21 protein-coding genes are annotated in these 20,255 nt (G+C 71.7%); 8 read left to right on the top strand and 13 right to left on the bottom strand.

Annotated features, from left to right (window positions below):
- The first annotated feature begins 23 nt into the window (after nt 1-23).
- Entirely contained in the window at nt 24-980 is a 957-nt protein-coding gene (locus tag ACFY4A_RS08775) for a ribonucleotide-diphosphate reductase subunit beta (RefSeq protein ID WP_390828763.1), read from the top strand.
- Here the strand turns inward: ACFY4A_RS08775 and ACFY4A_RS08770 are convergent.
- Nucleotides 893-1,156 carry a hypothetical protein gene (locus tag ACFY4A_RS08770; RefSeq protein ID WP_390828698.1) on the bottom strand — a complete coding sequence of 88 codons (264 nt, stop codon included), beginning with the start codon at nt 1,154-1,156 and terminating at the stop codon, nt 893-895. The genes ACFY4A_RS08775 and ACFY4A_RS08770 overlap by 88 nt on opposite strands.
- Before the next feature lie 93 nt (nt 1,157-1,249).
- Here ACFY4A_RS08770 and ACFY4A_RS08765 point away from each other — a divergent pair, with 93 nt between their 5' ends.
- On the top strand, nt 1,250-2,215 hold the full coding sequence (locus ACFY4A_RS08765) for a helix-turn-helix domain-containing protein (protein WP_390828697.1): 966 nt from the start codon (nt 1,250-1,252) through the stop codon (nt 2,213-2,215).
- Between the two features lie 22 nt (nt 2,216-2,237).
- Here the strand turns inward: ACFY4A_RS08765 and ACFY4A_RS08760 are convergent, their stop codons facing one another.
- From ACFY4A_RS08760 to ACFY4A_RS08715, 10 genes are all read right to left on the bottom strand, one after another.
- Nucleotides 2,238-3,611, bottom strand: a complete 1,374-nt coding sequence (locus ACFY4A_RS08760; RefSeq protein WP_390828696.1) for a cytochrome P450 — start codon at nt 3,609-3,611, stop codon at nt 2,238-2,240.
- Nucleotides 3,608-4,693 (bottom strand): epi-isozizaene synthase, encoded by a 1,086-nt coding sequence (gene cyc1 / locus ACFY4A_RS08755; RefSeq protein ID WP_390828695.1) that lies wholly within the window; start codon nt 4,691-4,693, stop codon nt 3,608-3,610. The genes ACFY4A_RS08760 and cyc1 overlap by 4 nt, the downstream gene beginning before the upstream one ends.
- Before the next feature lie 289 nt (nt 4,694-4,982).
- Nucleotides 4,983-5,633 (bottom strand): peptide deformylase, encoded by a 651-nt coding sequence (gene def, locus ACFY4A_RS08750; RefSeq protein ID WP_390828694.1) that lies wholly within the window; start codon nt 5,631-5,633, stop codon nt 4,983-4,985.
- A 163-nt stretch (nt 5,634-5,796) separates the two neighbouring features.
- Entirely contained in the window at nt 5,797-6,777 is a 981-nt protein-coding gene (locus ACFY4A_RS08745) for a tetratricopeptide repeat protein (RefSeq protein ID WP_390828693.1), read from the bottom strand.
- A 105-nt stretch (nt 6,778-6,882) separates the two neighbouring features.
- The gene (locus tag ACFY4A_RS08740; protein WP_390828692.1) at nt 6,883-8,121 is read right to left on the bottom strand and encodes an HD-GYP domain-containing protein; all 1,239 of its coding nucleotides are present in this window, start codon (nt 8,119-8,121) and stop codon (nt 6,883-6,885) included.
- Nucleotides 8,118-9,590, bottom strand: a complete 1,473-nt coding sequence (locus tag ACFY4A_RS08735; RefSeq protein WP_390828691.1) for an HD-GYP domain-containing protein — start codon at nt 9,588-9,590, stop codon at nt 8,118-8,120. The genes ACFY4A_RS08740 and ACFY4A_RS08735 overlap by 4 nt, the downstream gene beginning before the upstream one ends.
- A gap of 221 nt (nt 9,591-9,811) precedes the next feature.
- On the bottom strand, nt 9,812-10,123 hold the full coding sequence (rsrA, locus tag ACFY4A_RS08730; RefSeq protein ID WP_390828690.1) for a mycothiol system anti-sigma-R factor: 312 nt from the start codon (nt 10,121-10,123) through the stop codon (nt 9,812-9,814).
- Nucleotides 10,120-10,815, bottom strand: a complete 696-nt coding sequence (gene sigR / locus ACFY4A_RS08725) for an RNA polymerase sigma factor SigR (RefSeq protein WP_390828689.1) — start codon at nt 10,813-10,815, stop codon at nt 10,120-10,122. Before sigR ends, rsrA begins: the two co-directional genes overlap by 4 nt.
- A gap of 255 nt (nt 10,816-11,070) precedes the next feature.
- Nucleotides 11,071-11,697 (bottom strand): alpha/beta family hydrolase, encoded by a 627-nt coding sequence (locus tag ACFY4A_RS08720; RefSeq protein WP_390828688.1) that lies wholly within the window; start codon nt 11,695-11,697, stop codon nt 11,071-11,073.
- Nucleotides 11,698-11,957: 260 nt separating this feature from the next.
- Entirely contained in the window at nt 11,958-12,773 is an 816-nt protein-coding gene (locus ACFY4A_RS08715) for an SOS response-associated peptidase (RefSeq protein WP_390828687.1), read from the bottom strand.
- A gap of 50 nt (nt 12,774-12,823) precedes the next feature.
- Here ACFY4A_RS08715 and ACFY4A_RS08710 point away from each other — a divergent pair, with 50 nt between their 5' ends.
- The 4 genes from ACFY4A_RS08710 to ACFY4A_RS08695 all read left to right on the top strand — a co-directional run bounded on the left by ACFY4A_RS08710 (nt 12,824) and on the right by ACFY4A_RS08695 (nt 16,511).
- Nucleotides 12,824-13,549 carry a M50 family metallopeptidase gene (locus ACFY4A_RS08710; RefSeq protein WP_390828686.1) on the top strand — a complete coding sequence of 242 codons (726 nt, stop codon included), beginning with the start codon at nt 12,824-12,826 and terminating at the stop codon, nt 13,547-13,549.
- 172 nt (nt 13,550-13,721) lie between these two features.
- Nucleotides 13,722-15,038 (top strand): 3-phosphoshikimate 1-carboxyvinyltransferase, encoded by a 1,317-nt coding sequence (gene aroA / locus ACFY4A_RS08705; RefSeq protein ID WP_390828685.1) that lies wholly within the window; start codon nt 13,722-13,724, stop codon nt 15,036-15,038.
- An 18-nt stretch (nt 15,039-15,056) separates the two neighbouring features.
- Nucleotides 15,057-16,067: a ribosome small subunit-dependent GTPase A gene (gene rsgA / locus ACFY4A_RS08700; protein WP_390828684.1), complete on the top strand. Its 1,011-nt coding sequence runs from the start codon at nt 15,057-15,059 to the stop codon at nt 16,065-16,067.
- Between the two features lie 120 nt (nt 16,068-16,187).
- A complete protein-coding gene (locus ACFY4A_RS08695) occupies nt 16,188-16,511 on the top strand; it encodes a DMT family transporter (protein WP_390828683.1) in 324 nt (107 codons plus the stop codon).
- Nucleotides 16,512-16,541: 30 nt separating this feature from the next.
- Here ACFY4A_RS08695 and ACFY4A_RS08690 read toward each other — a convergent pair whose 3' ends face one another.
- Complete coding sequence (locus ACFY4A_RS08690) at nt 16,542-17,144, bottom strand: TetR/AcrR family transcriptional regulator (protein ID WP_390828682.1); 603 nt, start codon at nt 17,142-17,144, stop codon at nt 16,542-16,544.
- Nucleotides 17,145-17,344: 200 nt separating this feature from the next.
- On the opposite strand from ACFY4A_RS08690, the gene hisN reads away from it, so the two are divergent.
- Both hisN and ACFY4A_RS08680 read left to right on the top strand, forming a co-directional pair.
- Nucleotides 17,345-18,142: a histidinol-phosphatase gene (gene hisN / locus ACFY4A_RS08685; protein WP_390828681.1), complete on the top strand. Its 798-nt coding sequence runs from the start codon at nt 17,345-17,347 to the stop codon at nt 18,140-18,142.
- A 177-nt stretch (nt 18,143-18,319) separates the two neighbouring features.
- Nucleotides 18,320-18,730, top strand: a complete 411-nt coding sequence (locus ACFY4A_RS08680) for a cyclic nucleotide-binding/CBS domain-containing protein (RefSeq protein ID WP_390828680.1) — start codon at nt 18,320-18,322, stop codon at nt 18,728-18,730.
- Between the two features lie 72 nt (nt 18,731-18,802).
- Here ACFY4A_RS08680 and ACFY4A_RS08675 read toward each other — a convergent pair whose 3' ends face one another.
- Nucleotides 18,803-20,254: a catalase gene (locus ACFY4A_RS08675; protein ID WP_390828679.1), complete on the bottom strand. Its 1,452-nt coding sequence runs from the start codon at nt 20,252-20,254 to the stop codon at nt 18,803-18,805.
- Between the last annotated feature and the right edge of the window lies 1 nt (nt 20,255).

Genomic DNA, 20,255 nt, shown 5'->3' with positions numbered 1-20,255 from the left:
GCTTCGAGCTGACCCTGCGCCCGATGCGCTACCCCGACTTCTACGAGCGCTACCGGGACGCCATCAAGAACACCTGGACCGTGGAGGAGGTCGACCTCCACTCGGACGTCGCCGACCTCGCCAAGCTGAGCCCCGCCGAGCAGCACCTCATCGGCCGACTCGTCGCGTTCTTCGCGACGGGCGACTCGATCGTCGCCAACAACCTGGTGCTCACGCTCTACAAGCACATCAACTCCCCCGAGGCGCGCCTGTATCTGAGCAGGCAGCTGTTCGAGGAGGCCGTGCACGTCCAGTTCTATCTGACGCTGCTGGACACCTACCTGCCCGACCCGGAGGACCGCGCCGCCGCCTTCGCCGCGGTGGAGAGCATCCCCTCCATCCGGGAGAAGGCCGAGTTCTGCTTCAAGTGGATGGACTCGGTGGAGAAGCTGGACCGGCTGGAGACGAAGGCGGACCGCCGGCGCTTCCTGCTCAACCTCATCTGCTTCGCCGCGTGCATCGAGGGCCTGTTCTTCTACGGCGCCTTCGCCTACGTCTACTGGTTCCGCAGCCGTGGCCTGCTGCACGGTCTGGCCACCGGCACCAACTGGGTGTTCCGCGACGAGACGATGCACATGTCCTTCGCCTTCGACGTGGTGGACACCGTGCGCAAGGAGGAGCCGGACCTCTTCGGCGACGACCTCCAGCGGCAGGTCACCGACATGCTGCGGGAGGCCGTCGAGGCCGAGCTCCAGTTCGCGCGCGACCTGTGCGGTGACGGCCTCCCGGGGATGAACACCGACTCGATGCGGCAGTACCTGGAGTGCGTCGCCGATCAGCGCCTGATGCGCCTCGGCTTCGCTCCGGTGTACGGCTCCGAGAACCCCTTCTCCTTCATGGAGCTCCAGGGCGTTCAGGAGCTGACCAACTTCTTCGAGCGGCGCCCGTCGGCGTACCAGGTGGCGGTGGAGGGCACCGTCGACCTGGACGAGGACTTCTGAGCCTCGTCGCGGCTTTCGCGGGCCTCCCTGGCCTCCCGGTCCTCCTGTGCCTGACGGATCCGGCGGTCGGCACGTCGGTCGTGGACGATGCCGACCACCGACGGCAGGACCATGAGGACCAGGAGCCCCAGGACGGCGACCATCGAGATCAGGCCTTGCAGCTGTGTCGTAGTCATGGACACCACTGTGACGCCGAATGCTCCTTACCGTGAGTGGCAGGACTGCCATACACCTTCAAAATCCTGCCACCACGGGGGCACACTGGATCCATGCTGAGGAACGTGGCCACCGTGCTGCTGGACGGAGTGCACCCCTTCGAACTCGGCGTGGTCTGCGAGGTGTTCGGACTCGACCGCAGTGACGAGGGGCTGCCGGTGTACGACTTCGCGGTCGTCTCCGCGGAGGGCCCGGCGCTGCGCACCCATGTCCCCGGCCTCACGGTCTCGACGCCGCACGGCCTGGACCGGCTGGAGGAGGCCGACCTGATCACGGTGCCGGCCGCCGACGCCATCACCTCGCGCGGCTACCCGCCGGAGCTGCTGGCCGCGCTGCGCCGGGCGGTGGACCGGGGCGCGCGGGTGCTCAGCGTCTGCTCGGGCGTGTTCGTGCTGGGCGCCGCCGGTCTGCTGGACGGGCGGCGCTGCGCGGCGCACTGGAGGCACGCGGACGCACTGGCCCGGCGGTTCCCGCGGGCGATGGTCGAGCCGGACGTGCTGTACGTGGACGCGGACCCGGTGATCACCTCGGCCGGCACCGCCTCCGGCATCGACGCCTGTCTGCACATCGTGCGCAAGGAGCAGGGCCCGGAGGTCGCCAACAAGATCGCCCGCCGGATGGTGGTGCCCCCGCACCGCGACGGCGGGCAGGCCCAGTACATCGAGCGGCCGCTGCCGAAGTCCTCCTGCGACACGGTCGGCGAAGTGCTGGTCTGGATGGAGGAGCACCTGCACCAGGAGGTCACCGTCGAGCAGCTCGCCGCCCGCGCCCATATGTCGCCGCGGACCTTCGCCCGCCGCTTCCAGCAGGAGACGGGCACCACTCCGTACCGCTGGCTCCTGCGCCAACGCGTGCTGCTGGCACAGCGGTTGCTGGAGGCGACGGACGAGACCATGGACACGATCGCGGACCGTACGGGGTTCGGTACCGCGGCGGCGCTGCGGCACCAGTTCGTCCGCGCGCTGGGCACCACCCCCAACTCCTACCGGCGCGCGTTCCGGGGCCCGCAGGCCGCCTGAACGCGCGCCGCGCCGGTCACGTTCACCTGGACACCGGCCGCACCAGCATCCTCTGTGGGCGCAGGGTGATACCGACCCGGGGCGTGCCGTCCGACCCGGGAACCTCCTCGAAGCGGAACTTCGTCGCCACCGCTGCCGTGAACAGACTCAGAAGCGCCATCGAGAAGTGGTCGCTGGGGCACTTGCGGTTGCCCACGCCGAACGGACTCATGGCGTACTTCGGTACGTCCTTGGCGCGTTCCGGAAGCCAGCGGTCGGGGTCGAACTCCAGGTTGTCCGGATACGATCGCCGATCGCGCTGGACGGCGTACGGGCTGTAGATGATGTCCGCCCCGGCCGGAATGCGATAGCCACCGAGTTCGGTTTCGGTCACCGCCCGCCGCGTCAATACCCATACGGCGGGCCGCAAACGCATCGTCTCCACGATGACATTGTTGGTGTGCGTGAGCCCACGGACGTCGGCGAATCCGACGGGACGGCCGCCGGTCACGGATTCGACCTCCGCGCGGATCCGGTCTCCGTGTTCCGGGTGTATCGCGAGCACCCGGAGCAGCCACATGATCGTGGCGCCCACCGTTTCACTGCCCGGGGTGAGTATCGCGACCACCTGGTCGTGGATCTCCTGTTCCCCGATGGGCTCGCCATTGTCGTCCTTCGCCGTCAGCAATGCCGTCAGCAAATCGTCCGGATTCCGGCCGGATGCCCGGCGCTCGGCGATGATCTCGTCGACGAGGAGATGCAGATCGGCCAGCGCGCGGTTGAATTCGCGGTTGGCCGGCAGCGGCAGTCTGTACAGGGGCCCGAGGGGCACCACCATCCGCTGGTACATGCCGCGGAAGACGGTGGCCAGCGCGTCGCACAGCCGGTCGGCGCACTCGTCCATGTACTGGCCGCGCAGCAGGCAGCGGGCCGCGATCCGCACGGCGATCCGGAAGGCCTCCGAGGCGCAGTCGATCGTCTCCCCGGGCTGCCAGCGCTCGGTCAGCGCGTGCGCCTCCTCCTCCATGACCGGCCCGTAGGCGGGGATGGCGTCGAGCCGGAAGGCGGACTGGATGGTGCGGCGCTGGCGCCGGTGCAGCGCGCCGTTGGAGGTGGCCACCCCCTCCTTGCCGACCAGGCCCTCCAGGGACTCCCACAGCGGGCCGGAGATGATGTAGTCGGGGCTGAGCGCCACCGCGCCGGTGAGGGCGGGCGTGGTGACGGCGTACACCGTCTTCGGGCCGAGCCTGAGCCGGACGACGTCGCCGTGGTCGCGCAGCTGGGACATGAAGGCCAGCGGATCGCGGACCAGTTTCAGACCGTGGCCGAGAAGCGGCACCCCGCCCCCGGCCACCGGTGGCTCGTGCGGTCCCGGGACATTGTGCCGGGCTTCCGACTGCACTGATTCGGCGGTCATATGCCACCCGCCCCTTCGTTGTCGACGTACGGGGGTGTGGCCGGGTCCTCCCAGCTGTCGACCATGTACCGGCCGGACTCGTGGTGGAACCAGTAGACGGAACTGAACCAGTTCCGCATATTGCCGAGGCAGATCCTTACGGCGGAACTCAACTCCTTTCCCCGCACCGTGCCGTCCGCCAGACCGTCGGCGAAACTTAATGCCTCCTGTTCCGCGATCAGGAATCCGGATACGCATTCCTCGATGCGCCCGCGCATTTCCGCCACCGCCTCCTCCAGGCTCAGTCCGTCGTGTTTGACGAGACTGATCCCGAGATTGTGAACCTCGTCGCCCGCTATTTCCTTGGGCAGCGAGCACAGGTCGTTGTACCAGGCGGCGAATTCCTGGCTGAGCAGTGCCGGAGACCGGTACGCGGGATTATTCCGGACGGCGTCCGGGAGTTCACAGCCGGCGCTCGCCTCCAGCAGATCGGTCCAGATCCAGTGGGCGAAGGTGAACCGGCGCAGCACGAGGTATTCCTCGACCGTGGGCACGACGTCCCCGGTGCGGTTGCGGAACTCCCGGTCGTACGCGTCGATCACCGCGTGGAAGTGCCGGGCGAAGCGGGCGTTCCACTGCGCCGACAGGAACGAGTAGAACCGCAGCACACAGTCCGCGAACCCCGCGACCAGGGGCTCCTGGTGGTGCAGGTGGTCCTGCGGGGAGTCCAGGGCCGTGTGCAGCGCGCGGCACAGCCGCTCCCAGGCGGCGGGCCGGCCGTGGACGACGTCCCGGTCCTGGCGGTCGTCCCAGAGGAAGAACCACGCGCTGAAGTCCGCTATCGCCTGGATCACCTCGTCGGGGGCACCGATGAAGTACCCCGCCATGAGGTCGGTGTAGCACAGGCTGTCGACGTGTTCCTCCACCTTGTCCGCCGGCATGAGCCGCTGTTCCAGCAGCCAGCTGCGTGTCTTCTCCTGGAGTTGGGGCCAATACCCGTGCAACTGCCTGGGAAACTCCGCCTCGATCACCGGAAGTGCGAGCGATGGTGGGACTGGGACCGCTGTCGTTGTCGGTGTGGTGCTGTATGGGAAAGCTGGCACGAACAAACCCCTCTCAGCCGCCGGTGGCGCACACCCCGTCCGTCGTGCCGGGCGCACGCCGTCGGTATCCCCGCACCCCCATTCAGCACCACAACTGACCGTTCTGGGAATGGATTTGCTCCCTTCACCACACCGGGATGCGGAGAATCTCCCCTTGTGTAACTGATTACGAATCGCCGGAAACGCACAAAGGATCGAATGCGTGATGGACACAAGTACGGCGCCCGACCGGACGTTCCGGTCGGGCGCCGTGCGCACGGGCCACTCGCCCCCAACGGGCTGCGGGGGCTCAGTCGTTGGCGACCACGGGGTAGCGCGGCTCGTTCTCGGCCATCTGCCGCAGCGCCTCCTTGCGCTCACGCTTGGAGAGCCGGTCGATGTAGAGGTAGCCGTAGAGGTGGTCCGTCTCGTGCTGGAGGCACCGCGCGAAGTAGCCGGTGCCCCGCACCTTGATCGGGTTGCCCTGCTCGTCCTGCCCGGTGACCTCGGCGTAGTCGGGGCGGGCGAGCGGCGCGTAGGCGGTGGGCACGGACAGGCAGCCCTCGTTGCTGTCGTCCAGACGGCGCCGCTCGGCGGGCAGCTCGACCAGCCGGGGGTTGCAGACGACCCCCACGTGCCGGACGCCCTCGTCGTCCGGGCAGTCGTAGACGAAGACCTTCAGGTCCACGCCGATCTGGTTGGCGGCCAGGCCCACGCCCTCGGCGGTGCGCTGGCTGGCGAACATGTCCGCGACCAGCTGTTGGAGCTCCTCGCCGAAGTCGGTGACGTCCTTGCACTCCTTGTGCAGCACGGGGTTCCCGACGACCGTGATGGGCCGGGACGTGCCGCGCTCGCGCCAGGCCGTCTCGCGCTCCTCGCAGTCCTCCGTGTCGACGACGTACCCCTCGTCGTCGACGGGGAGCACGCCCGCGTGCTGCTGATCGGTGTCCTGGTGCGCCATGACCGACGTACGCCTTCCTGACAAGAACGGGGAGTGAATTCTGATACAGGGTACGGGGCCCGCGCCCCCGACCGGGCCCGGGAGCGTCCGATATGCGACCGTGCCGGGAGGGCTCGGCCTGCCACGGCGGACCCGCCCGCGGACCCGTGGTGGACCGAGGGCCTCAACACACCTCTTCCAGATCCCGCCAGTCCCGCGAGTCCGGGCTGTCCGCCACCCACCCGTCCAGCAGCCCGCGGACCAGGGAGGCCGGAGCGGCCACTCCGCACTCCCGCTCCGGCACCCACAGCTGCCCGTCGGTGCGGTGCCCGAGCGGTCCGGGGTGCCCCGGCTCGCTGTGGTCGTGCGGGTCGAGGTGCACGCCGTCGCCCTCGTCGGACGGCATCCGCGACTCCGAGCACATCCGGCACAGCAGCCGCACGGACGACGACCAGTCCTCGGCGGCGAAGCCGGCGTCGGCGGCGAGCTGCTCCAGCGCGTCCCGGTCGGCCTCGGTGGCGGCCTCGAGCAGGACCACCCAGGTGGGCACCGGAGAGGGCGCCCACAGCTCGATCTCGTCGAACACGGGGTAGGTGTGGCCGGCCGCGATGGTCCGCTCCCCGTGGGGCACGCCGTCGTGCAGCACGACCTCGCCCCAGCGCCGCCCCGAGGAGGGCAGCGGGATGGACAGCACCTCTATACGGGCCGGATCCAGGCGCCGGCCCCAGACCACCTCGGCCTCGCCCTCCGGCGACAGCCGCACGGCCGCGCTGCCCAGTTCCATGCCCACCGGCTCCGCGGCGGCGGCCGCGCCTCCGGGCACCCTCAGGCCGTACGCCTGCCACGCCCGCCGGGCCAGCGGCCAGTCCTGGAGGGCGGTGGCGGCGATGCCGACGTTCCACCAGTCGGGAGCCCCGGTCTCCTTCTCCAGCAGGGCCACGGCCCGCAGGCCCGCCGCCCTCGCCTGCTCCCAGTCGTGCCGGAACTTGTGCAGCAGGGCGAGGTTGAACCAGGACTCGGCCAGCCAGGGCTCCAGATCGGCGGCGCGTGTCAGCAGCGCACCCGCGTCCTCGTACCGGCCGTCGCCGATCAGCGTGAACGCCCGGTCGGTGGCCTGCCGCCAGGAGGCGGAGGGCCGGTGCCGTCCCTTGCCGAAGATCCTCACGATTCCCGCCTGCCAGTTCCGTCGAGTGAGCCGGCTTCTGCCCCCGGACACCCTCTCATTCGCATCCAACCACGTACGACTGGAGGGAGGCTCATTACCCATGGGTTACCCCTCGGCGGGAAGGGTCAGGCAGTCCCGCGACAGCACCCGGCCCAGTGACTCCACCACCTCGGGGGCGTACGCGTCGGCCCCTGCCAGCCGCAGTTCCTCCAGGGCCTTGAGCGGGCCGCCGGGCCCGGCGTCGCGCGCCTTCTCCTCGTAGGCGTTGACGGCCCGGACGATCCGCGCGGGCAACGGCTGCTCCCGGCAGGGGTCGGCCTGCCGCTCCACCACCACCGCGACCCGGGCGTCGACCCCGGTCTGCCGCACCACGGCCCCGCCGAGCAGCGCGATCCGCCGCTGCTCCTCGGCGGGCAGCCCGGCGGTGGCCCCGGCGGCCACCGGGTCGACCAGGCTGAGCTGCCCGATGTCGTGCATCAGGGCCGCGTGCTCCAGGACGGTCAGCTCCGGTTCCGTCAGGCCCAGGTCCCGGCCCACGGCCCGGCTCAGCGCGGCCACCCGCCGGGCGTGCCCGGCCGGGGTGTACCCGGCGACCTCGGTGGCCCGGGCCAGGGAGGCGATGGTCTGCCGGTAGGTCCTCCGCACGGCCGCGTAGCGTCTGAGGGACAGCTGGGTGAGCAGCAGCGGCAGCGAGAACACGGGCAGTGCCCACAGTCCGGCCACGGCGACGGCGAGGGCCATGACGGCGCCGGTCGCGCACACCGCCGAGCCGATCCCGAGCAGGCCCCGCAGCTCCTCCCGCAGCAGCGGGCCGAACGGCCACCGGGTGCGGCAGTGAGCCTGCGCGGCGGCGAGCACGGCGCCGCACAGCGCGGTGAGCACCAGGAGCGCGAGCAGCAGCAGGGCGTACGCCGGACCGACCCAGCCCCGGTACGCCCCTACGCCGTAGAGGGGTTGGAAGCAGACGGCGGCGAAGGCGACGGTGAGGATCCGCCGCACCAGGTGGTCGAGCGACCGCCCGCGCCCGCGCGCGATGTGCGGCACGCCGCCCAGGAGGCAGGCGGCGAGCACCACGGCGACGACCTGGCAGGCGCCGTGGTGGCTGGGCCGGCCGGCGGCCTCGCCCAGCAGCGCGTACGACAGCGCCCCCGCGGCGCCGAGCGGCGCGGCCTCCCGGGACTCGTCCCCGGTCCACCGGGTGAGCTCGCCGACGAGGACCAGCACCCCGAAGGCGAGGGCGGCTCCGCGCTCCTCGAGGCCGGTCCACAGGGTGACGACGAGGGACAGCAGGGCGACCAGGACCGCCGAGCCGCGGATGAGGAGAAGCAGAAGGGGCCGGCTCATCGACGGGCTTCCGGCCGACCGCCGGCGGACCGCCCCGGCGCGGCGCCGGGGCCACCGTCCTCGGCGGCGTACGACGCCGGGAGGACGGGCTCGCCTCCCCCGCCGGATGCCGCAGCCGAAGGGACGACGGGCGTGTCCTCCGCGCCGCCGAGAGCCGCCGGCGTCGCGCCCGTGGTACCGGGGACGGCACGGAACGGTGCCGGCGGGGCGACGGGCGTACCGTCCTGCGCGGTGACCGCCGGGTGCCAGCCGTACCGGCCCAGGGCCCGGACCAGCGCCGTGACCATCCGCGGGTCGAACTGCGTACCCGCGCAGCGCTCCAGCTCCGCCAGCGCGGCGGCCACCGGCCGGGCCCGCCGGTAGGACCGTGTGGACGTCATCGCGTCGAAGGCGTCCGCGACGGCCACCACCCGTGCGCTCTCCGGGATCTGACTGCCCATCAGCCCATACGGGTAGCCGCCTCCGTCGAGCCGCTCGTGGTGGTGCAGGATCGCCGCGCGGGCCTCGCCCAGGAAGGAGATCCCGCGCACCATCTCGTGCCCGTACTCGGGGTGCAGCTCGATCACGCGCCGCTCCTCGGGGGTCAGCGGCCCGTCCTTGCGCAGCAGCCGGGTGGGGACGCCCAGCTTGCCCACGTCGTGCAGGATGCCGGCGAACCGCAGCACCTCGACCCGCTCGTCGTCCATGCCGAGCTCGCGCGCGATCAGCATGGAGGCCTGCCCGACCCGCTCGCTGTGCCCGCGCGTGTAGCCGTCCTTGATGTCGACGGCCTGCACCAGCGCGCGGATGGTGGCCCGGTGCGCCGACTTCTCCCGGTGGTACTGGGCGTACACCCACCCGGACACGCACATCGGCAGCAGCACGAGCAGTGCGGCGACGGGCCCGTAGGGACTGCGCCACAGCACGGCCATCATCAGCCCCGCGAGCCCGTGCACCGCGATCGGCGCCAGCGACCGGGCGAACAGCCCCTGCCAGGCCCGCCGGGCCGGCACACGCTCGGCCAGCGCGAGGACCCCGCCGTCCAGCGCCGTGAGCATCAGGCAGAAGGCGAGCACGGCGGCGCCCGCGGGGACGAGGACGTGGGGGAAGTCGCATCCGACGACGGCGTCCCGGCCGCCCAGCGCCCAGTGCACCCGGGCGGCCGCCCACACCGCGAGGGCGAGCTGCGCGGCCCGCCAGATCCGGCGCAGCCCCTCGGGCCGCTGCCCGGCGCGGGCGAGCAGGACGCCCGGCAGCGGAACCAGCGCGGCGGCGGGCGGCGGCAGCAGGAAGGCCGCCGCGAGCAGTACGGGGTAGAAGGGCCCGGCGAAGCCGCGCCGGGCGAACTGCCTGCACCCGGCGTACACCGCGGTGAGCAGGGCGACCGCCCACCAGGGGGTGGGCGTCACCGGCAGCGGCAGCAGACAGGCCAGGGCGCCGAGGACGGCACAGGCGACGTACGCACGGGCCCGCGGTGGAACCGCCTCCATGCCGCCCCTCCCCGGTCATGCCTGTCCACGGTGGGAGCGTAGGGCGCACGACGGGGAGCCCACGGGCCGAAGACCCGGGGATTAGCACGTTCGGGTGAAGAGCGTCCGGGTCGGTGCCCGAAGCATGTCCGCAGCGCGTCCGACGTATGTGCGAGCGCCGGGTGCGAGCGGTAGGCGTGAAGGGGGAGGCGGGCGCCGGGCGGGCACCCGCGCGCGGTGGGTCAGGACTCCTGGGGAGTCACCGGTGCCGCGGTCACGTCGTGCTCGGGGACGGCCTGGCCGGAGCGGATGAGATCGATCCGCCCCATGACCTTGGCGCGCAGGTCGGCGGGGACGTCGTCATGCCCGCAGCACCGCTTGACCAGCTTTTTCACGGCCTGCTCCAGGCCGTACTTCTCGAGGCACGGCGAGCACTCCTCGAAGTGGTGCTCGAACTTGGTGCGATCGACGTCCGGCATCTCACTGTCGAGGAACTCGTAGAGGTGGTCGAGTACCTCACTGCAGTCCGTCTCGTGCGGGTCTCCGCAGCTCATGAGCCCGAGCCTTTCGCTTCGTTCGACTCTCCGGCGCCGGCCGGGACCAGTCCGCGCTCGCGGGCGTAGTCCTCGAGCATGCCGCGCAGTTGGCGGCGGCCCCGGTGCAGCCGGGACATCACCGTCCCGATGGGTGTCCCCATGATGTCCGCGATCTCCTTGTACGCAAAGCCTTCTACGTCCGCGAGGTAGACGGCGATGCGGAATTCCTCGGGGATCGCCTGGAGGGCTTCCTTCACGTCCGAGTCGGGCAGGTGGTCGAGCGCCTGCGACTCGGCGGAGCGCAGGCCGGTCGACATGTGCGACTCGGCACGGGCGAGCTGCCAGTCCTCGATCTCCTCGGCGGCACTGCGCTGCGGCTCGCGCTGCTTCTTGCGGTAGGAGTTGATGAAGGTGTTGGTGAGGATCCGGTACAGCCACGCCTTGAGGTTGGTGCCCTCACGGAACTGGTGGAAGGACGCGTACGCCTTGGCGTACGTCTCCTGCACCAGGTCCTCGGCGTCGGCCGGGTTGCGTGTCATGCGCAGCGCGGCCGAGTACATCTGGTCGAGGAATTCCAGCGCGTCCCGCTCGAAGCGCGCGCTGCGCTCGGCCATCGACTCCACGGATGCGCCCACGCCCGTGCCCCGGCCCTCGGGCTGCTCCGCCTGGCCGTTGTCGGTCCCTGCGTCGGTACCGGGAACCGGACCCACCTCCTCAAGCGACGTCGTGGCACCGAATGCGGTTCCACTCGAATCGGAGGATAGACGACGACCCGTGCCTGCCGCCGCTCGAACAGGAGCGCTCCTCGCCGTGTGCAGCACCGTCCAGTCCAGGTCAGTACGGCTGCTGCGGCTCGGGCAAACGGTCGAACCCATGCGGCGGACTTCCTCTCCTGTGACGTCGGCGCCGGTGAGCGGCACTACTGACCGGGTCAACAGCGGCGGTCCGCCAGGCATTCCCGGGGGTCACGGGAGTGACGTGGCCCACTGGGCGACGGCCTCGGTGATGATCTCCAGGGCCCGGTCCTGAGTGATCGCCGCCCGCTTCGGGACGGCGAAGCCGTGATCGCCGTGCGGCACCTCGACCAGCCGGAAGGAACCCTCCGGGAACTCCCCGGGCCTGCCGAACGGGTCGTTGCCGCCCTGGACGACGAGCGTGGGCACCCCGGCGCCGAGCAGTTCGTCGGCGCGGGACTTCTCGGGCCTGCCCGGCGGGTGCAGCGGGAAGCTGAGGGCGAGCACGGCGTGCGCGCCCAGCTCGGCCGCCGTACGGCAGGCGACGCGCGCCCCGGCGCTCCGGCCGCCCGCGACCACCGGCAGCCCCGGCCCGGCGAGGGCGGGCCAGAGTCCGCGCCAGCCGGCGTCCAGCGTCCTCGGCGCCGGCGCCACCTTCTTGCCGGCCACCCGCCAGGGCTGCTCGACCAGCGCGACGGTGACCCCGTGCCCGGGGAGTGCGCGCGCCAGGGCCTGGAGGTCGCGGGCCTCGATGCCACCGCCGGCTCCGTGGCTGACGGCGAGCACCAGGCGTGCGCCGTGGGCCCGGTGCCAGGTGATCCGGGCCGTGCCCGCCTCCGTCTCGACGGTCTCGCTCACCGGAGACCTCCGAGGCTGAGACTCCTGCGGAGCAGGGCAAGGAAGAGGATTTCATCCAAAAGGCGAAAGACCGCCCACGCGATTGAGCATGGTGACTGCCGTGCGTTGCGAGAGCCAAGCACGCGCGACTCCTTTGTCTCGACGGCGACCGGGCAGGTTCCGTCCCGGCTGGTGCTGAGAGCGTCAGACTCGTTCGCTTGCCGAGCGAAGGGGCTGCTTGAGCCCGGAATCCCCCTGCTTCAGCCGGGAAAGGGTTCAAGTCAGAAGAGTGTGCCCTCCTCCGGGGCGGGCAGCTCCTGCAACAGCTCCGGGCCGTTGTTGCGTACGTTGCTCACAGCCGTCGAAACGGGATAGGCGCGCATCAGGCCGGGAGGCGGCGGGGTGAGCAGCGCGCGCAGGTCGTCCGGGTCGGTGCGGGCCGGGTCCAGCCAGGCGTCCCAGCGGTCCGGGGTCAGCATCAGCGGCATCCGGGGGTGGATGTCGGCCAGCGAGCGGGGCCCCTCGGCCGGGGCCACCGCCAGCGGGGTCCGCTCCGCGTCCGTGGTGATCACCGAGCAGGTCACCCACCAGGCCCGGGGGTGGTCGTCGGGCAGTGTCCGGTCCCGCCAGAACTCGTAGAGCCCGGCCATCGCGAAGACCGATCCGTCGGCCGGGGTCACGAAGTAGGGCTGCTTGCGCGGCCGCTTGCGCCTGCCCTCGACCTCCAGCTCCCGCTCCTGGGTGCCGGTGACCCACTCGTAGTAGCCGTCGGCGGGCACGACACAGCGCCGGGCGGCGAAGGCGCGGCGGTACGACGGCTTCTCGTGCACGGTCTCCGCGCGCGCGTTGATCATCCGGGCGGCGCCCTCGGGGGACTTCGACCAGGACGGCACGAGTCCCCACCTCAGCTTCCGCAGCTGGCGAACCGGGCTGCGGTCGTCGGCGTCCTTCAAGGGACGGTCCAGGATCACGTGGACCTCCTTGGTCGGGGCCACGTTGTAGTCGGGCTCCAGGGTCTCCTCCGGGTCCCACTTCTGGATCTCGAAGACTCCTGCGAGATCCTCGGGGCCGCGACTGGCCGCATACCGTCCGCACATACGTGCAACACTGCCAGACCTCGCACACGGACAGGGAGCCACTCGGAAACATGGACGGCCTCGCCTCCCCCACCGCGCTGCCCGACCTCTGGGACCGGCTCGTCGGCACCCAGCCCGACCCCGACCTGTGGGTGGTGATCGCCACCGCGGCCGCCGCGCTCGCCGTGATCGTCCCGCACGGCCTGTGGCGCCTCTCGCGCAACGCGATCACCATCGCGCACGAGGGCGGGCACGGGCTGGTGGCGCTGCTCACCGGACGCACGCTGACCGGCATACGCCTGCACTCCGACACCAGCGGCCTGACCGTCAGCCGGGGCAAGCCGCACGGCATCGGCATGATCCTCACCGCGGCCGCCGGCTACACCGCTCCCCCGCTGCTGGGCCTGGGCGGCGCTGCCCTGCTCGCCACCGGTCGCATCACGCTGCTGCTGTGGGTGGCCACGGCGCTGCTGGTGGCGATGCTGGTGATGATCCGCAACGTCTACGGGGCGCTCACCGTGCTCCTCACCGGCGGCACGTTCCTGCTGGTGTCCTGGCTGACCGGGCCCCAGGTGCAGGCCGCGTTCGCGTACGCGGTGGTGTGGTTCCTGCTGCTCGGCGGCGTGCGCCCGGCCTTCGAGCTCCAGGCCAAGCGGGCGCGCGGGGGCGCCGGGGACTCGGACGCGGACCAGTTGTCGCGGCTGACGCACGTCCCGGCGGCGTTGTGGCTGTTCCTGTTCCACGCGGTGTCGCTGTGCTCGCTGATCGGCGGCGGGCGGTGGCTGCTGACGGGGTGAGGTGGTCCCTCCGGCTTCCGTCGCCCTTCCGTCGTCCTGACGTCGTCGCCGGGCGCGCGGGGGCGCCGGGGTCCGAGGGGGGCGACCGTGCTGGTGTGCGGCTCCGTCGCGGGGCGCGACCAGCGACTACGCGGCCGCACCCGAAGCACGGCCGACCATTAAGGTGGGGATTATGGCCCCGAACCCCGCGCACACCGCCCTCTGGCCCGCCCCGCACGCGAGCGGAGCCGTCGACGCGACGGTCCACGTGCCCGGGTCGAAGTCCGTCACCAACCGCGCCCTGGTGCTCGCCGCCCTCGCCTCCGAGCCGGGCTGGCTGCGCCGCCCGCTGCGCTCCCGCGACACGCTGCTGATGGCCGGCGCCCTGCGGACCATGGGCGTCGGCATCGAGGAGGGCGTCGGGCCGGACGGCACCGGAGAGGCCTGGCGCGTGATCCCCGCGGGCCTGCACGGCCCGGCCACGGTCGACGTCGGCAACGCCGGCACGGTGATGCGCTTCCTGCCGCCGGTCGCCGCGCTGGCCGACGGCCCCGTCCGCTTCGACGGCGACCCGCGGTCGTACGAGCGCCCGCTGGACGGCGTCATCGACGCGCTGCGCGTCCTCGGCGCCCGGATCGACGACGACGGCCGCGGCGCGCTGCCGATGACCGTGCACGGCAGCGGCGCGCTGGACGGCGGGCCGGTGGAGATCGACGCCTCCTCCTCGTCCCAGTTCGTCAGCGCCCTGCTGCTGTCCGGCCCGCGCTTCAACCAGGGCGTGGAGGTCCGGCACACCGGCTCGTCCCTGCCGTCGCTGCCGCACATCCGGATGACGGTCGACATGCTGCGGGCGGTCGGGGCCCAGGTGGACACCCCCGAGTCGGGCGGCGAGCCGAACGTCTGGCGGGTCACCCCGGGCGCCCTGCTCGGCCGGGACCTGACCGTGGAGCCCGACCTGTCCAACGCCCAGCCCTTCCTCGCGGCGGCGCTGGTGACCGGCGGCAAGATCGTCATCCCCGACTGGCCGGCCCGGACGACCCAGCCGGGTGACCGGCTGCGGCAGATCTTCACCGAGATGGGTGGTTCCTGCGAACTCACCGACTACGGCCTGGTGTTCACCGGCTCGGGTGCCGTGCACGGCATCGACGTCGACCTCGGCGAGGTCGGCGAGCTGACCCCGGGCATCGCGGCCGTCGCCGCGCTGGCGGACTCGCCCTCGACCCTGCGGGGCGTGGCCCATCTGCGGCTGCACGAGACCGACCGCCTGGCCGCGCTGACCAAGGAGATCAACGAACTCGGCGGTGACGTGACCGAGACGGCCGACGGCCTGCGCATCCGCCCGCGCCGCCTGCACGGCGGGGTCTTCCACACCTACGAGGACCACCGCATGGCGACGGCCGGCGCGATCATCGGCCTGGCGGTCGAGGGCGTGCAGATCGAGAACGTGGCGACGACGGCGAAGACACTGCCCGAATTCCCCGACCTGTGGACCGGGATGCTCGGGGCGTAGGGACGCGGGGAGCACGCCATGCGCCGCTACGGCAAGCACACCGACGAGGACGACATCCGCAGCCGCCCCAACCGCAGGGGCAACCGGCCGCGCACGAACATCCGCCCCAAGCACGAGGACGCCGCCGAGGGCATGGTCCTCACCGTCGACCGGGGACGGCTGACGTGCCTCGTGGACGGCCGCGCGGTCGTCGCGATGAAGGCCCGCGAACTGGGCCGCAAGGCCGCCGTCGTGGGCGACCGGGTGGCCCTGGTCGGTGACCTGTCCGGGACGAAGGACACCCTCGCGCGCATCGTCCGCATCGAGGGGCGCACCTCGGTCCTGCGCCGCACGGCGGACGACGACGACCCCTACGAGCGCGTGGTCGTCGCGAACGCCGACCAACTGGCCATCGTCACCGCGCTCGCCGACCCCGAGCCGCGCCCGCGGCTGATCGACCGCTGCCTGGTGGCGGCGTACGACGGCGGCCTCGACCCGCTGCTGGTCATGACGAAGTCGGACCTGGCCCCGCCGGACAAGCTCCTGGAGCTGTACGGGGATCTGGACATCCCCTACGTGGTCACCAGCCGCGCCGAGCTGGACGGCGGCGCCGCGGCGGACCGGGTGCGCGAGCATCTCGACGGGAAGGTCACGGCGTTCGTCGGCCACTCCGGCGTGGGCAAGACGACACTGGTCAACGCTCTGGTGCCGCCGGAGCGGCGGCGGGTGACGGGACATGTGAACGCGGTGACCGGCCGGGGCCGGCACACCACCACCTCCGCGCTCGCGCTGCCGCTGGCGGGCGCGGGCGGCTGGGTCGTGGACACCCCGGGCGTACGGTCGTTCGGGCTCGCGCACATCGATCCGTCCCGGGTCATCCACGCCTTCCCCGACCTCGAACCGGGCACCGAGGGCTGCCCGCGCGCGTGCAGCCACGACGAGCCGGACTGCGCGCTGGACACGTGGGTCGCCGAGGGGCACGCGGACCCGGCCCGGCTGTACTCGCTGCGCCGGCTTCTGGCCACGCGGGAGCGCAAGGAAGGCGACTGACCTCCGCGTTGTTTGGGTGCGGTGCGGTCCGGCAAGTGCATAATCGCACGGAGCCGGATCACGACCTGCCCCAAGCACGACCAAGCGGTCACGGCATGCGGACGCACGGGAGGACAGCACATGGCGTGGCTGCTGGTCATCGTTGCCGGGTTGCTCGAGACCGGCTTCGCCGTGTGCCTGAAGCTGTCGCACGGCTTCACCCGGCTCTGGCCGACCATCGCCTTCTGCTGCTTCGCCCTGGGCAGTTTCGGTCTGCTCACCCTGTCCCTGAAGAAGCTCGACGTGGGCCCCGCCTACGCGGTGTGGACCGGCATCGGCGCGGCGGGCACCGCGATCTACGGCATGGTCTTCCTCGGCGACCTGGTCTCCACGCTGAAGATCCTCTCGATCAGCCTGGTCATCATCGGGGTGATCGGGCTCCAGCTGTCCGGTTCCGCGCACTGACACGACGCGGAGGCGGGCGCGGAGGGCGGGTCAGCCCGGTTGGCGAGGGAGCGCGCCGCGTACCAGTTCGGCGACGCCCTCGCCCGGCGGCGCCGCCACGCACGACAGGGCCAGGCGGATCACCAGCTCGCAGGCGCGGGCCAGTTCGGCGCTGTCCGCCCTTGGCGTGCCGGGGGCGCAGAGCAGGGCCACGGCGCGGTCGCGGACGATCGCCACGAAGTCGCCGGGCGACGGCAGCGGGCCGTCGGCCTGGCGCTGGGCCGGAACCGCGCTGGAGGACGGCACCGCCGACAGCGTCGGCGAGGGCAGCCGTTCGCTCCAGCAGCCGGTGAGCATCGCCTTCACCAGCGCGTTGTCCCGGGCGGCGGACACGGTCCACTCGGCGGCGGCGGTGAGCCGTTCGCGCGGGTCGGTGGGGGTGGCGAGGGCCCTTTCGACCCCGGCGAGATAGCCGTCCGCCTCTCGCCTGACCAGGGCCCGCGCGAACCCCTCCTTGCTGCCGAACTCGTTGTACAGCGTCTGCCGGGAGACCCCCGCCGCCGCGGCCACGTCGACCATCCGTACCGCGGACCACGGCCGCCGCGTCAGCGCCGTGTAGGCGGCGTCCAGCAGGGATTCCCGCGCTGCAGGCATCATCGCCTCCCGGGGGCGAGCGGCTCTGCGCCCAGATTTGACGCCCCCGAACGCACTGTCAAGGGTCCGTGACGGTACGTGGGCACCACCGAGGGCGCCACACCCTCGCCACCGCGGGCCGGCCCCGGGGACCGCACCGCACAGCAGGCCACCCCGCCCCCGGTAGCCCCGTCTCACCCCCAGGCGGATACGGTTCTTGCATGCCGGACTATCTCGACGACCTGCGCCTGGCCCACGTCCTCGCGGACGCCGCCGACGCCGCGACCATGGACCGCTTCAAGGCCCTCGACCTCAAGGTCGAGACCAAGCCGGACATGACCCCGGTGAGCGAAGCGGACAAGGCGGCGGAAGAACTCATCCGCGGCCAGCTGCAACGCGCCCGGCCCCGCGATGCGGTCCTCGGCGAGGAGTACGGCGTCGAGGGCACCGGTCCACGCCGCTGGGTCGTCGACCCGATCGACGGCACCAAGAACTACGTGCGCGGCGTCCCCGTGTGGGCCACGCTCATCTCCCTGATGGAGGCGGGCGAGGGGGGCTACCAGCCGGTCGTGGGCGTCGTCTCCGCCCCCGCCCTGGGCCGCCGCTGGTGGGCCGCGAAGGGCCACGGCGCCTTCACGGGCCGCAGCCTTTCGCAGGCGAGCAGGCTCCAGGTGTCCCGCGTCGCGGAACTCTCGGACGCCTCCTTCGCGTACTCCTCGCTCGGCGGCTGGGAGGAGCAGGGCCGCCTGGACGGCTTCCTCGATCTGACCCGCGCGGTCTGGCGCACTCGCGCCTACGGCGACTTCTGGCCGTACATGATGGTCGCCGAGGGCTCGGTCGACTTCTGCGCCGAGCCGGCGCTGTCCCTGTGGGACATGGCAGCGAACGCGATCGTCGTGACCGAGGCCGGCGGCACCTTCACCGGCCTCGACGGCCGCCCCGGCCCGCACAGCGGCAACGCCGCCGCGTCCAACGGGCTGCTGCACGACGAGATGCTGGGGTATCTCAACCGGCGCTGACGATCGACGGGGAACGCGTGCGCACGCCCCCGACCGGCCGCGCACGCCCCCTTGTTGACCCCTGCTTCGCCTGCGACTCTGGAAGTTCCCTCGTTTGTGAACTTGTGCAGTGCTCGACAGGCGCCTTTCGCGCCGGGCACGCATCAGCCGGATTCCCCGAGGAGGTGGCTCCATCCCATGCTCGTCCGCGACGCCATGAGCACGGTGGTCCTCACCATCGGTCCCGCACACACCCTCCGACAGGCGGCGGCCCTGATGTCCGCGCGCCACGTCGGCGCCGCCGTCGTCCACGACCCAGACGCAGGCGGCATCGGCATCCTCACCGAACGCGACGTCCTCAACTCCGTGGGTCTGGGCCAGAACCCGGACACGGAGCGCGTGCACGCGCACACCACCACCGACGTCGTGTTCGCCGCGCCGTCCTGGACCCTGGAGGAGGCGGCCCGCGCCATGACCCACGGCGGCTTCCGGCACCTCATCGTCCTGGACCACGACGAGCCGGCGGGCATCGTCTCGGTCCGCGACATCATCCGCTGCTGGGCGCCGGTCCGGCAGCGCGCGGCCGCCGCCGGCGCGGGCACGGCCTGAACGCACGCCGGCGGGCCGGGCCCCCGAGGGGACCCGGCCCGCCGTCCACGACAAGCGGTCCAGTACTGGAGATCAGCCGCGCAGGGCCTGGACCGCGGCCTCCAGCCGCTTGCCGAAGCCGTCGTCCGCCTGACGGAAGTTGCTGATCGCGCGCTCGGCGATGTCCTCGCGCGAAACCTGCGAGATGGCGCCCGCCAGGTTGCCGATCAGGCGCTCCTTCTCCTCGTCCGACATCAGGCGGTAGAGGTTGCCGGCCTGGACGAAGTCGTTGTCCTCGGCGTGGACCGGTGCCTCGTGGTCACCGGTGACGCCGGTGACCGGGACGGGCTGCCACAGCGGCCGGTCCGTCTGGAACGGCCCGCCGAAGCTGTTCGGCTCGTAGTTCTTCGCACCCTTGTGGCGGCCGTCGTACAGGTAGCCGTCACGCGAGTTGGTGCGCGCCTCGGTGGCGTGCGGACGGTTCACCGGCAGGTGGTCGGCGTTGATGCCGACGCGGTAGCGGTGGGCGTCGCCGTACGCGAAGAGGCGGCCCTGGAGCATCTTGTCCGGGGAGGGACCGATGCCCGGCACGAAGTGGGCGGGGCTGAAGATCGACTGCTCGACCTCGGCGAAGATGTTCTCCGGGTTGCGGTTGAGCTCCAGCTTGCCGATCTCGATCGGCGGGTAGTCCTCGTGCGGCCACACCTTGGTGAGGTCGAACGGGTTGAAGCGATAGGTCGCCGCGTCGGCCGCCGGCATGATCTGCACCTGCACGGTCCAGCTGGGGTTCTCGCCGCGCTCGATGGCCTCACGCAGGTCGCGCTGGTGGGAGTCGGGGTCCTCACCGGCGAGCCTGGCGGCCTCCTCGGCGGTGAGGTTCTTGATCCCCTGGTCGGTCTTGAAGTGGTACTTGACCCAGAAGACCTCGCCGGCCTCGTTGTTCCACTGGTAGGTGTGGGAGCCGTAGCCGTTCATGTGGCGGTACGACGCCGGGATGCCGCGGTCGCCGAACAGCCAGGTCACCTGGTGCGTCGACTCCGGCGACAGGCCCCAGAAGTCCCAGACGTTGTCCGCCTCCTGGCTGCCCGTGTTGGGGTCGCGCTTCTGGGTGTGGATGAAGTCGGGGAACTTGATGGCGTCCTTGATGAAGAACACCGGGGTGTTGTTGCCGACGAGGTCGTAGTTGCCCTCTTCGGTGTAGAACTTCAGCGCGAAACCGCGCGGGTCGCGGACCGCGTCGGCGGCGCCGAGGTTGCCTGCCACGGTCGAGAAGCGCAGGAAGGTCTCCGTCTGCTTGCCGACCTCGGAGAGGAACTTGGCGCGCGTGTACTTCGTGACGTCGGCGGTGACGGTGAAGGTGCCGTATGCACCGGCGCCACGGGCGTGCACCACACGCTCCGGGATGCGCTCGCGGTTGAAGTGGGCGAGCTTCTCCAGCAGGAGCTGGTCCTGGACGAGCACCGGGCCGCCGACGCCCGCCGTCTCGCTGTTCTGGTTGTCGGCAACCGGAGCACCGGCCTCCGTCGTGAGGGGCCCCTGGGTCACG

It is taken from the genome of Streptomyces sp. NPDC001292, assembly GCF_042896465.1.
In the GTDB taxonomy this organism is placed as follows: domain Bacteria; phylum Actinomycetota; class Actinomycetes; order Streptomycetales; family Streptomycetaceae; genus Streptomyces.
The sequence above is the reverse complement of the archived record's forward strand: the minus strand, read 5'-3'. Positions and strand labels throughout refer to the sequence as shown.

What these genes read in the sequence shown, in the direction of transcription:
- ACFY4A_RS08775 (WP_390828763.1), top strand. Translation starts at nt 24, where the DNA reads ATGCGCTACCCCGACTTCTACGAGCGCTACCGGGACGCCATCAAGAAC.
- ACFY4A_RS08770 (WP_390828698.1), bottom strand. Translation starts at nt 1,156, where the DNA reads ATGACTACGACACAGCTGCAAGGCCTGATCTCGATGGTCGCCGTCCTG.
- ACFY4A_RS08765 (WP_390828697.1), top strand. Translation starts at nt 1,250, where the DNA reads ATGCTGAGGAACGTGGCCACCGTGCTGCTGGACGGAGTGCACCCCTTC.
- ACFY4A_RS08760 (WP_390828696.1), bottom strand. Translation starts at nt 3,611, where the DNA reads ATGACCGCCGAATCAGTGCAGTCGGAAGCCCGGCACAATGTCCCGGGA.
- def (WP_390828694.1), bottom strand. Translation starts at nt 5,633, where the DNA reads ATGGCGCACCAGGACACCGATCAGCAGCACGCGGGCGTGCTCCCCGTC.
- ACFY4A_RS08740 (WP_390828692.1), bottom strand. Translation starts at nt 8,121, where the DNA reads ATGAGCCGGCCCCTTCTGCTTCTCCTCATCCGCGGCTCGGCGGTCCTG.
- ACFY4A_RS08735 (WP_390828691.1), bottom strand. Translation starts at nt 9,590, where the DNA reads ATGGAGGCGGTTCCACCGCGGGCCCGTGCGTACGTCGCCTGTGCCGTC.
- rsrA (WP_390828690.1), bottom strand. Translation starts at nt 10,123, where the DNA reads ATGAGCTGCGGAGACCCGCACGAGACGGACTGCAGTGAGGTACTCGAC.
- ACFY4A_RS08715 (WP_390828687.1), bottom strand. Translation starts at nt 12,773, where the DNA reads ATGTGCGGACGGTATGCGGCCAGTCGCGGCCCCGAGGATCTCGCAGGA.
- ACFY4A_RS08710 (WP_390828686.1), top strand. Translation starts at nt 12,824, where the DNA reads ATGGACGGCCTCGCCTCCCCCACCGCGCTGCCCGACCTCTGGGACCGG.
- aroA (WP_390828685.1), top strand. Translation starts at nt 13,722, where the DNA reads ATGGCCCCGAACCCCGCGCACACCGCCCTCTGGCCCGCCCCGCACGCG.
- rsgA (WP_390828684.1), top strand. Translation starts at nt 15,057, where the DNA reads ATGCGCCGCTACGGCAAGCACACCGACGAGGACGACATCCGCAGCCGC.
- ACFY4A_RS08695 (WP_390828683.1), top strand. Translation starts at nt 16,188, where the DNA reads ATGGCGTGGCTGCTGGTCATCGTTGCCGGGTTGCTCGAGACCGGCTTC.
- ACFY4A_RS08690 (WP_390828682.1), bottom strand. Translation starts at nt 17,144, where the DNA reads ATGCCTGCAGCGCGGGAATCCCTGCTGGACGCCGCCTACACGGCGCTG.
- hisN (WP_390828681.1), top strand. Translation starts at nt 17,345, where the DNA reads ATGCCGGACTATCTCGACGACCTGCGCCTGGCCCACGTCCTCGCGGAC.
- ACFY4A_RS08680 (WP_390828680.1), top strand. Translation starts at nt 18,320, where the DNA reads ATGCTCGTCCGCGACGCCATGAGCACGGTGGTCCTCACCATCGGTCCC.